At 54.7% G+C, this 10,720-nt stretch carries 10 protein-coding genes and 1 tRNA gene; 9 read left to right on the top strand and 2 right to left on the bottom strand.

What is annotated here, in order from left to right; all coding sequences use genetic code 11:
• Positions 1-19: 19 nt before the first annotated feature.
• On the bottom strand, positions 20-514 hold the full coding sequence (locus AC2VLY_RS03670) for a Crp/Fnr family transcriptional regulator (protein ID WP_193650755.1): 495 nt from the start codon (positions 512-514) through the stop codon (positions 20-22).
• 45 nt (positions 515-559) lie between these two features.
• Here AC2VLY_RS03670 and rph point away from each other — a divergent pair, with 45 nt between their 5' ends.
• Entirely contained in the window at positions 560-1,348 is a 789-nt protein-coding gene (gene rph, locus AC2VLY_RS03665) for a ribonuclease PH (protein WP_486892127.1), read from the top strand.
• Positions 1,345-1,968 carry an RdgB/HAM1 family non-canonical purine NTP pyrophosphatase gene (gene rdgB, locus AC2VLY_RS03660; RefSeq protein ID WP_300252939.1) on the top strand — a complete coding sequence of 208 codons (624 nt, stop codon included), beginning with the start codon at positions 1,345-1,347 and terminating at the stop codon, positions 1,966-1,968. Before rph ends, rdgB begins: the two co-directional genes overlap by 4 nt.
• Here the strand turns inward: rdgB and AC2VLY_RS03655 are convergent.
• Positions 1,935-2,792: a sigma-70 family RNA polymerase sigma factor gene (locus AC2VLY_RS03655; RefSeq protein ID WP_486892126.1), complete on the bottom strand. Its 858-nt coding sequence runs from the start codon at positions 2,790-2,792 to the stop codon at positions 1,935-1,937. The genes rdgB and AC2VLY_RS03655 overlap by 34 nt on opposite strands.
• Before the next feature lie 250 nt (positions 2,793-3,042).
• Here AC2VLY_RS03655 and rpsU point away from each other — a divergent pair, with 250 nt between their 5' ends.
• The 7 genes from rpsU to lexA all read left to right on the top strand — a co-directional run.
• Positions 3,043-3,258, top strand: coding sequence for a 30S ribosomal protein S21 (rpsU, locus tag AC2VLY_RS03650; RefSeq protein ID WP_010636820.1), 216 nt, complete (start codon positions 3,043-3,045; stop codon positions 3,256-3,258).
• Positions 3,259-3,261: 3 nt separating this feature from the next.
• Positions 3,262-3,711: a GatB/YqeY domain-containing protein gene (locus AC2VLY_RS03645; protein WP_193650758.1), complete on the top strand. Its 450-nt coding sequence runs from the start codon at positions 3,262-3,264 to the stop codon at positions 3,709-3,711.
• Positions 3,708-6,038 (top strand): endonuclease MutS2, encoded by a 2,331-nt coding sequence (locus tag AC2VLY_RS03640; protein WP_486892125.1) that lies wholly within the window; start codon positions 3,708-3,710, stop codon positions 6,036-6,038. Before AC2VLY_RS03645 ends, AC2VLY_RS03640 begins: the two co-directional genes overlap by 4 nt.
• A 3-nt stretch (positions 6,039-6,041) precedes the next feature.
• Entirely contained in the window at positions 6,042-7,802 is a 1,761-nt protein-coding gene (gene dnaG / locus AC2VLY_RS03635) for a DNA primase (RefSeq protein ID WP_486921782.1), read from the top strand.
• Between the two features lie 105 nt (positions 7,803-7,907).
• On the top strand, positions 7,908-9,800 hold the full coding sequence (gene rpoD, locus AC2VLY_RS03630; RefSeq protein WP_193650761.1) for an RNA polymerase sigma factor RpoD: 1,893 nt from the start codon (positions 7,908-7,910) through the stop codon (positions 9,798-9,800).
• 54 nt (positions 9,801-9,854) lie between these two features.
• A tRNA-Ile gene (locus AC2VLY_RS03625) sits at positions 9,855-9,931 on the top strand.
• Between the two features lie 244 nt (positions 9,932-10,175).
• Positions 10,176-10,720: transcriptional repressor LexA (gene lexA, locus AC2VLY_RS03620; protein ID WP_486892122.1), on the top strand; the 545-nt coding region annotated here is incomplete at its 3' end.

The raw sequence follows: 10,720 nt of genomic DNA, 5'->3' as shown, positions 1-10,720 counted from the left end.
TGCAGCGGCGTAGCGGAGCCTAGTGCTTGCCCTTGCCGTAAATGTAAGTTGAAAAATCCGTATAATTCTGGGAAAGATTCCGAAACAGGTGGTCCAGGCTGATGATAGCCTGTTCCAGAATGTTGACCGTGATGTAAGGTTTCTCTACTTTCAGTCGCTGATAACGGGCGCGAGTCAGGACCAGAACCTGGGTGTCTTCGCTTTTGGCAAGGATGCGCGCGCTGCGTGGTTGCCGGTCAAAAAAAGACATTTCTCCTGCCATTTCTCCTTCCTTGACCCGCACGACCTCCATTTCATCGCCGTCGGCGGTATGGTGAATAATGGCCATTTCTCCTTTGACGCAGAAAAATAGGGCTTCACCCAACGTGCCCCATTCGGCAATGACCTGATCGGCGCGAAACTGGGCATGAGTCACGTATTCCGCCAGAGTCTGAATTTCAGCAATGGTGAGTGACTGAGCCAGATGGTGCTGCTTCAGAAATTGGGTGATTTCGACATGCGCGATGGCAGACATGAGGCGCTCCTCGTTCCTGGGGGTACGACTGCATTATAGGGGGTTATGGTGAAAGAAGGACAGGTCTACAATGCGCTCATCCTCCGTCATGATGAGTATCCGCAAATGAATCGACCCAGTGGAAGAATGGCAGACGCTCTGCGCCCGATAGAAATTACCCGCAATTTTACCAAACACGCCGAAGGCTCTGTACTGATGGCCTGCGGGGATACCAAGGTGTTGTGTACCGCCAGTATTGAAGAAAAGGTTCCGCCTTTTTTGCGTGGGGCGGGGAAGGGGTGGGTGACGGCAGAGTACAGTATGTTGCCCAGAGCGACTCAGGATCGGATGCAGCGTGAATCGGCCAAGGGAAAAATCTCGGGTCGGACGCATGAAATTCAGCGGCTGATCGGGCGCAGCCTGCGTGCAGCCGTCGACTTGCAGGCCTTGGGTGAGCGCACCATCTGGGTGGATTGTGATGTTTTGCAGGCGGATGGCGGCACGCGTACAGCCAGCATCACGGGTGCCTGTCTGGCGGTGGCCGATGCGCTGCAGACCCTGCGCCAAAACGGAAAAGTGCAGGGTAATCCGTTGCGCGACTGGGTAGCCGCCATCTCCGTCGGGATGTATCAGGGGCAGGCCGTACTGGATTTGGATTATGCTGAAGATAGTCACGCTGAAGTGGACATGAATGTGGTCATGACGGGTGCCGGCGCTTTTGTAGAAGTGCAGGGTACTGCTGAAGGCGCGGTTTTCAGTGATCAGGAAATGGCCGCCATGCTGGCGCTGGCGCGGCAAGGGATTCGTGATCTGATTGCCCGTCAACGTGAGGAAATTCCTGAGGCTTTGCCTTGAAGCCCATCCTGCTGGCCAGCAGCAATGCCGGCAAAATCCGGGAAATGCGGACACTGCTCAACGCGCACGGCTACATCGTCCATGGGCAGGACGAGCAGGGCATTATAGGTGCTGAAGAAAATGGTAGCACATTTGTGGAAAATGCCTTGCTGAAGGCCCGTCATGCCGCGGCCATCTCAGGGATGGCCGCGCTTGCGGAAGATTCAGGCCTTTGTGTGCCAGCCTTGCAAGGTGCACCGGGATTGTTTTCAGCCCGTTACGCCGGTTCCGGCGCGACGGATGCCGAAAATAATCAGCGCTTACTTGAACAGATGCGTGCTTTAGACGGAGCATCGCGTGCAGCCTATTATGTTGCCTGCCTGGTCTTTATGGAGTCAGCCGATGACCCTGCCCCCATTGTGGCTCAGGGATTCTGGATGGGAACTATTGGTAAAACCCTTCAGGGGGAAGGGGGTTTTGGTTACGATCCGTTATTCTGGCCACTAGGCGGTGCGCGAAGTGCGGCTGAATGGACATTGGCAGAAAAAAATCAGGTGAGTCATCGCGCCCATGCTCTGCGGCGTCTGTTGGCTATGCTGCAGGAACGTCAGGCACCCCAGCCGCTATCAGAAAGTGATTGACGCAGTCGGGTCAGGGCTCTGACCTGTAACTGGCGGACTGCCTCACGGCTGACGCCCATACGTTCAGCCACGGCTTCCAGCGTCATGGGCGCATCTCCATGGATGCCGTAGCGGAAGATCATCACTTCCCGTTGTTTTTCATTCAGTTCCGCCAGATGCTCCCGGAGTGCCTTGCAGATGGACTCACGGTCGTAGTCCATGTCGGGGCTGGCGGTATCGCCAGGCACCTGTTCAACCCGACTGGGGCCTTCGGTAAATTCTTCATCCAGCGAGCAGACACGAATATCGGCAAAATCCAGAGCGCGCATGGTACTTTCACGCACCCCCAGGGCTTCCCGGCGTTGCTCGCGCCGGACGTCTTCTGTCGATTCGGTTTCATCTTCACCTCGCTGCAGGTAGGCGTGCAGCGATTTTGCCAGATAGTCCGGCAGCCGGATGAAGCGGGAGCGGATGAGCGCACGTTGCATGGCTTCCCGAATCCACCAGGTGGCATAGCTGGAAAAACGGGTACCAAGACCTTCCCGGAAGCGGTCTGCGGCACGCAATAAACCCATGTAGCCTTCCTGAAGCAGGTCTTCCTGACTGAGACCCTTGTTTCGGTAAGCCCGGGCAACCGCTCTGACCAGAGGCATGTGCGCAGAAATCAGGGTGGCTCTGGCGCAGTCGTCTCCCTGACGCAGGCGGCGTATGAGTTGTAGTTCCTGATCCTGAGTGAGAAAGGGACTGCTCTGATCGCCTTCCATAAAATCAGCCAGGGGGGGCGGATCAATAGCCAGCGAGACATCGGGTAATGCTTCGTTTAATTCTCTCACTTCCGTTCGCATGGGTATCCCCTGAAATCAAAGACCACAATCACTCCAACATTGTAATCTAATATTCTATATCTAAAAGAGTTTTTATGATTTCCCATATTAGCATTCTTTTTGATCGCCGTGTCAAGCAGATGCAACTATAGTTTCGTGTTTTTTACAACGACTGCTGAGCGTGGTTTCTTTTTGACTCGCGCCGTTGATCTGCCTATACTCTGCCCCTTTCTCGCTAAGCTTTTATTTTTGATGAGGTCAGAAACCTTCTATGCCAACTGTTCGTGTTAAAGAAAATGAACCTTTCGAAGTGGCGTTGCGGCGCTTCAAACGCTCCTGTGAAAAGGCCGGAGTCCTGACGGAAGTCCGTCGTCGCGAGTTTTATGAAAAGCCCACCGAAGAGCGCAAGCGCAAGGCTGCTGCTGCGCGCAAGCGGGCTTTGAAGCGGATGCGTCGTCAGTCCATGCGTCTGGTTCGGATGTACTGAAGCATGTCTTTACGCGAACGTCTTCAGGAGGACATGAAGGCGGCGATGCGCGCTCGTGAGTCTGATCGTCTTACCACTATTCGCATGCTTCAGGCAGCGATCAAGCAACGTGAGGTGGACGATCGCCGCGAGTTGGACGATACCGAGGTTCTGGGTATCGTCGAAAAACTGATCAAGCAAAGAAAAGATTCTGCCAGTCAGTTCAGAGCGGGAAATCGCCCGGATCTTGCCGATAAGGAAGAAGCAGAAATTGTCATTCTTTCCGCTTATCTCCCCGAGCCTCTGAGTATGGAAGCCATTGATGCCCTGATTGCCGAAGCGGTTTCAAACACCGCCGCCAGCGGTCCCAAAGATATGGGTAAGGTGTTGAACAGCCTGAAACCGCAATTGCTGGGCCGGGCTGACATGGCGCTGGTTGCGGAAAAAGTAAAGGCACGCCTGAATAACGGATGAAAGGCGCTGTGGCAGGGGCGGCTCCCCGGCAGGACAGCTTTTCCAGAGCCCTCGATCTGGAGGCTATTCGTGCCGCCTGGCTGGTCAGATGTGCCCATGACTATGGGCAGCATTATGTAGAAAACCTCAACCCCTGGGTAAGCCTTGCTGAAATTCAGCAGCGCCAGAATCTGGCGCTTGCGCTGGCGGAACGATCTGCCGCCGGCTTTTCGTTGCCCATCCACATTCTCCCGGACATTCGTTCCCTGCTGGATCTGCTTGAGCGCCCCGGCGCTATCCTGAGCGGCCGCGAGTTGCAGCAGATAACCGGGGTTTTGCATGGCCAGAAGCACTATGCCTCGGCCTTGCGGGAAGTCAACGATACGCTGACGGAATGGGCAACAGACCTGGAGCCTTCACTGCCGCTGCTGCGGCATCTGCAGCAGGCCCTGGATGATGAGGGTGAACTTCTGGATGCTGCCAGTGCAGAATTAAGCGCCATTCGCCGGCAGTTACGCCAGGGGCGCGCTGAAATACAACGCTTTTTGCAGGGATTTTTACGTAATCCCGACTGGCAGGATTACTGGCAGGATCAGCTGATTGTCCAGCGTAATGACCGCTATGTGTTGCCCCTGAAAACCAGCCACAAAGGCCGTATCAAGGTTATTGTGCATGATCGTTCGGCGAGTGGTGAAACCCTTTTTGTGGAGCCCCTAACGGCGGTAGACCTGAATAACCAGTTGGTGCAGGACCGCCAGGCCGAACGTCTGGAGCAGGAAAAGGTGCTACGGGCCTTAAGTGCGGCCGTAAGCCAACAGGTGCCGTCCATGCGTGGCGCCTTAAAGTACATTGGACGGCTGGATGGAGTCCGCGCCGCCCTGGAACTGGGCAAGGATTATCAGGGTACGCTGGTTCAGGTGGATAATCGCCCGGCCTTTGATCTGCACAATTTACGTCATCCCCTGCTGTGTATGCAGCATCCGGGTCAGGTGGTTGGTAATCCTCTGGCTTTGGGCGAAAGCCATCATCAACTGGTGATTACCGGACCCAATACGGGTGGCAAAACGGCACTGCTCAAGGCTCTGGGGTTAAACCATCTGATGGCCTATTTAGGCATGCCGGTGGCGGCTGAAGGTCGTCTGGGATATTTTCGGCAAGGCTTTGCGGTTATCGGTGACACTCAGGATATTCGTACTGACCTGTCTACTTTTTCGGCACAGGTGAGTCGCTTGCGCAGGGTGCTGGAGCGGGCTGATCAACACAGCCTGGTGCTGTTGGATGAGCTGGGTAATGGTACGGATCCCCGCGAAGGGGGTGCCCTGGCCCAGGCCGTGGCTGAGGCGCTTCTGTCGGCGCAAGCCTGTACGGTGCTCACCAGTCATCAGGAAATCATGAAACGTTATGCGCTCAGCCGCGCTGCCGTAGCTTTGGCAGGTATGGGCTTTGACGCAGAACGTCTTGCCCCGACCTATCGTTTGCAATGGGGAGTAGGTGGTGCCAGTCAGGGTTTGGCCATTGCGCGTCGGGTTGGCATGCCCGAAGCTCTGGTGCTGCGGGCCGAAGCCCTGTACGCGGATGATCGTGAGGACTGGGAACGCTGGGAAGCACAACGGGAAGGCCTGTTGCGCGCGGCACAACAGGCCATGGATGAAGCGGCGCAGGCGCGGATGGAAGCTGACAAGTCGGCGAAACGTTTGCAGCGTGAACTGGATGCGGCACGTCAGGATCGGGAGCGAGCCGCTGAACAGGCTCGCAATGAGTGGACGCAATTGCTGCAGAATGCCCGCAGTGAAGTGCGGAAAACCATCGCCGCGCTCAAGTCTGGACGGGATACCCAGGCGGCAAGTGCGGCACTGGAGCAGTTGGGTACGCCTTTTCAGATGGTCGAAGCCGTGTCAGTGGATTTGCCCGCAGTCGGCAGCAAGGGCTTGTTTCTGCCCCTGCGCCAGGTCACCCAGATTGTCCGTGTGGATGCTGCCCGGCAACGTCTGCAAATTCAGTTGCGCGGCAAGCAGGTGTGGATTCCCCTGGAGCAGTTCCGCGCGGATTCCGCACTGGAAATACCCAAGGAAAAGGGGAGTGCTCAGTATGCTTCACCAGAAAACCATCCGTGGCGTCTCGATCTGCGTGGTCAGCTGCGCGAAGATGCCTGGCAGGCTTTGTGCCGCCATGTGGATGGCGCCATGGCTTCCGGTCGCCAGCACATTGAGGTGCTGCATGGTAAAGGCAACGGCGTCCTGGCTGAAATGGTCAGGGAATTTGCCCATCAGGATCCGCGCATCATCCAGTGGCGTATGGCCCGTCCCGAGCAGGGGGGTGGTGGTGTCAGTGAGTTGGAGCTACGCTGAAACATGGTCAAATTTTCCCCCGCATTCATAGATGCTCTCCTCGAACGGACCGATTTGATCCGTCTGGTGGAAGGTCGTGTTCCCCTGAAGAGAAAGGGCAAGGATTTTTGGGCCTGCTGTCCTTTTCATCAGGAAAAAAGCCCCTCATTTTCAGTGAGTCCGGAAAAACAAATTTATTATTGTTTTGGGTGTCATGCCCATGGTAACGCCATTGGGTTTCTGATGGCCCATGATCGTCTTTCCTTTCCTGAGGCGGTAGCCTTGCTGGCGGAAGATGCCGGGGTGGCCTTACCTGAAGAGGCTGTTGGTCAGTCTGTTCAGGAAGATCTCCGCCCTTTTCGGCAGATTCTGGACAAGGCGGTCAGCCTGTACCGTGATGCACTGGTAAAAAATCCGGCGGCCCAGCAGTACTGGCAGAGCCGGGGTCTCCATCCGGAAATCATTACCCGCTTTGAATTGGGTTATGCTCCTCCCGCCGCGAATTTTCTGAGTCAGCAACTGGGTAAGGATGAAAATACCCGACGCGCACTGATTGGTGCAGGTTTGGTGAGTAGCCGCGAAGATCATTCGGTTTATGATCGTTTTCGCGACCGAGTCATTTTTCCGATTCGGGATGGTCGCGGCCATCTGGTTGGATTGGGGGGACGCAGTCTCGATGGTCGGGAGCCCAAATATCTGAACTCTCCCGAAGGTCCGCTGTACCATAAGGGGCAGGTGCTTTACGGCCTGCATCAGGCCCGGGATGGCCTGCGTCGGATGAATCGTGCCGTGCTGGTGGAAGGCTATCTGGATGTCATCACCCTGCATCAGGCCGGACTGGATTATGCCGTTGCTGCCAGTGGTACGGCACTCGGGGAAAGTCAGCTACAGATGCTGTTTCGTGCGGCTACAGAGATTTTGCTGTGCTTTGATGGGGATGCTGCCGGCCGTAAGGCGGCCTGGCGAGCGGTGCAAATGGCGCCTGAGTTGTTGCGCGAGGGGCGTCTGCTGCGGGTACTGTTTTTGCCGGATGGGCAGGACCCGGATTCGCTGGTGCGCGAGCAGGGAGCAGCAGCACTGGAAGCTTTATTCCCGACAGCCCGGCCGGCCATCGATTTTTTTCTCGATGAACTGCAGCGCCGCTATAACATTGCCGCAGAAGACGAAAAAGCCCAGTTTCTGCGGGAAGCCCGGGAATTCTTGCAGCGGATAAAGGATACCACTTTGCGAGAAGTTTACCTCCATAAACTCCAGGAGTTATGTGGTCTGGCCTTTGCCACACCTTCCAAAACGCGTCGTCGGGATGCTCAAGTTGCAGCGTCAGTGCAACTGTCGCGGAGCAAAGAGGGACCCTCCCTCTTCAAAAACGCGATGCGCCTGCTCTTGAATCATCCCGATGACCCTGTCTGGCAGCAACTGGAAAAGGATCTGCTGCCTTTTGCGACTGACCCCATTGCAAAAAAACTCGATGCTACCCTTGATATTCTGGCAAACATGACCCATTTAAGTTCTCACGAGCTTTTGGCGAGACTGGCTGGCACTGACTTGGCAGAGTTTTGTTATGCCTTGGTCATGTCCGAGGCTGAAGAGCGCCAGGAGAGCGCATTGTTGCGCAATGAAATACCAGAATGTGTGCACAGGGTAAATCGGCGCCTGAGCGCCGCTAGGTTGGAATATATGGGCCATGCGGCGGATCGTTCGGGATTGGGCGCGCTGACGGAGCAGGAGCGGACCGAAATCGTGTTGTCAACGCGACGTGGTCGCCACAAGCGTTCCGAATCCTGAAGTGTCCAGACAAAAAGGATGGATGAATGCGGTCAATGAATTTAGCTTTTCATCTAGGTGGTTTTTCTTATATAATATGCGGCTTTCCGCGAGTGCAGGATGGTTATGAGAGACGGTGAGAGTGTAGTGGACAATGAGTCTCAGCGGTCTGAGCTGAAGCGCCTGATCGCGCGCGGGAAAGAGCAGGGATACCTGACCTACGGGGAGATTAATGATCATCTGCCCGAAGAAGTTTTTGATCCTGAGCAGATGGAAAATGTCATTTCCATGATTAATGACATGGGCATCGAAGTGTTTGAAGAAGCACCGGATGGCGATACTCTTCTGGATGGTGAAGGTAATGTCGGCGTGGCCGCCCAGGAAGCCGAAGAAGCTGCCGAGGAAGCCCTGGCTGTAGTCGAAGCGGATATTGGCCGTACCAGTGATCCGGTGCGTATGTACATGCGTGAGATGGGCACGGTTGAGCTTTTAACCCGGGAAGGCGAAATTGAAATAGCCCGCCGCATTGAAGATGGTCTGATGCAGGTTTTGCGTGCGGTTTCCACCTGCCCGACCACTATCTCGCTGTTGCTGGATGCTGCTGATCGGGTTGAGCGCGGAGAAACGCGCCTGGATGAAGTGGTGGATGCATTTATTGATCCCAATGCTCTGGATGCAGAAGCTGTCAGTGAAGACGAAGAGTCTGTTTTGCTGGAAGGCGAAGAGCCTGAAGACACGGATGATGCGGATGAAGAAAGCGAAGAAGGCACTCTTGAAGCGGATAAGGGCCCGCAGCTGGAAGAAGCCCTGGAGCGTTTTGCCGTCATTCGCGAAGCCTATCTGAATCTGCTTGCCAGTCATGCTGAAGGTGAAATGCATGACGAAAGCTATCAGGAAAAAAGACGCGAGCTGGCAGAACGCTTTCTGGAAATCAAGCTGAATGGTCGCCAGATTGATGTGATGGCCGATGCCTTGCGGGCTTTAACTGACGGCGTACGTCATTGTGAACGTGAGCTCATGGAGATTTGTATTGAGCGGGCGCGTTTCCCCCGGAAGGAATTTGTGCGCAGCTACCCCGGTCATGAAAGTGATCTGGACTGGATAGACCATCAGATTAATGGTGGCTTTACTTATAGCGCACGGTTAGTGGAATATCGGGATGATATTCTCGCCATCATGAAGCGTTTGGCAGACATTGAAAAACGGGCGGGCTTGCCGGTCGCGGAAATCAAGGAAGCCAGCCGTTTGATGTCTATCGGTGAAGCAAAAGCCCGGCGGGCCAAAAAGGAAATGGTTGAAGCCAATCTGCGTCTGGTCATTTCCATTGCCAAGAAGTACACCAATCGTGGTCTGCAATTTCTGGATTTGATTCAGGAAGGCAATATCGGCTTGATGAAAGCGGTGGACAAGTTTGAATACCGGCGTGGCTACAAGTTTTCTACCTACGCTACCTGGTGGATTAGACAGGCCATTACCCGCAGTATTGCCGATCAGGCGCGCACCATTCGTATTCCGGTGCACATGATTGAAACCATCAACAAGCTGAACCGGATCAGTCGGCAAATGCTGCAGGAAATGGGTCGGGAGCCAACTCCGGAAGAGCTGGCGGAGCGCATGGAAATGCCCGAAGACAAGATTCGCAAAGTGCTGAAAATTGCCAAGGAACCGATTTCCATGGAAACTCCCATTGGCGACGATGAAGACTCCCATCTGGGTGACTTTATTGAAGATCGTAATGTCACCGCGCCAGCCGAATCAGCAGTCAATGCGGCTATTCGCGAAGTTGTTGAAGAACTTCTGGACAATGGTCTGACAGCCCGAGAGGCCAAAGTGTTGCGTATGCGCTTTGGAATCGGCATGAACACGGATCACACCCTTGAAGAAGTGGGTAAACAGTTTGATGTGACCCGTGAGCGTATTCGTCAGATTGAAGCCAAGGCGCTGCGGAAGCTGCGCCATCCTTCCCGCTCTGAGCGTTTAAAGAGTTTTGTGGACGGAGAAGTCACCATTCCTTCCTGAAGGGTAAATGTGGTAAAAATGCGGGCGCGGAAACAATTTCGTGTCCTCTCTTCAGGGCCTGTAGCTCAGTTGGTTAGAGCAGGGGACTCATAATCCCTTGGTCCACGGTTCGAGTCCGTGCGGGCCCACCAAATAAAACAAGAAGTTATAAATTGTTTATTGACAGTCATCTGCTACTCAGGCGCAAATTTGGTACAGGGCCGAATATGGAGGGAAGTCTTGTCTTACGACTACGGTCGTCAAAAAACCGGCAGTAACTTGGAGGGGTGTGGTTCGGATGCTGTCAGCATTTTGTCGAGTTTGCAGCGGTCTTGCGCTTTTCTTCATGCTGTATAAAAATACAGAATCATACGTACCGATTTCTGGAGGCATGACATGGATAAACTGACGCCGCGTCAGGCCGAGATTCTGGCCTGGATTCGCACCCGGATGCTGGAAGACAATTTGCCACCCACTCGTGCGGAATTGATGAAAGCCTTTGACTTTCGTTCACCCAATGCGGCGGAAACCCATTTGCGCATGTTGGCGCGCAAGGGTTATTTGGAGTTGCAAAATGGTACCGCACGGGGTATTCGCCTGCACGAAGATTTGAGCGAGACCATGGGCTTGCCTTTGGTGGGTCGGGTGGCCGCCGGACAGCCGATGCTGGCTGAGGAGTTTCGCGAAGGGCAGTTGCCGGTAGACCCTAAATTATTTTCGCCAGGGGCTGATTATTTGTTGCGGGTGCAGGGTATGAGTATGCGCGATGCGGGTATTCTCGATGGCGATATTCTGGCGGTGCGCCATGAAGCCGGTTTTGCGCCGCAAAATGGCCAGATTGTAGTGGCCCGAGTCAACGGAGAGGTTACGGTCAAGCGTTGGCAACGGAAGCAGAGCAAAGTCAGCCTGTTACCCGAAAATCCGGATTTTTCTCCTATTGA

The sequence above is a fragment of the Acidithiobacillus sp. TH-A36 genome, from assembly GCF_057473445.1.
This window is presented reverse-complemented; position numbering and strand designations above follow the sequence as displayed.

Coding starts and splice junctions, on each gene's coding strand:
- AC2VLY_RS03670 (WP_193650755.1), bottom strand. CDS start 514: ATGTCTGCCATCGCGCATGTCGAAATCACCCAATTTCTGAAGCAGCAC.
- rph (WP_486892127.1), top strand. CDS start 560: ATGGTGAAAGAAGGACAGGTCTACAATGCGCTCATCCTCCGTCATGAT.
- AC2VLY_RS03655 (WP_486892126.1), bottom strand. CDS start 2,792: ATGCGAACGGAAGTGAGAGAATTAAACGAAGCATTACCCGATGTCTCG.
- rpsU (WP_010636820.1), top strand. CDS start 3,043: ATGCCAACTGTTCGTGTTAAAGAAAATGAACCTTTCGAAGTGGCGTTG.
- AC2VLY_RS03645 (WP_193650758.1), top strand. CDS start 3,262: ATGTCTTTACGCGAACGTCTTCAGGAGGACATGAAGGCGGCGATGCGC.
- AC2VLY_RS03640 (WP_486892125.1), top strand. CDS start 3,708: ATGAAAGGCGCTGTGGCAGGGGCGGCTCCCCGGCAGGACAGCTTTTCC.
- dnaG (WP_486921782.1), top strand. CDS start 6,042: ATGGTCAAATTTTCCCCCGCATTCATAGATGCTCTCCTCGAACGGACC.
- rpoD (WP_193650761.1), top strand. CDS start 7,908: ATGAGAGACGGTGAGAGTGTAGTGGACAATGAGTCTCAGCGGTCTGAG.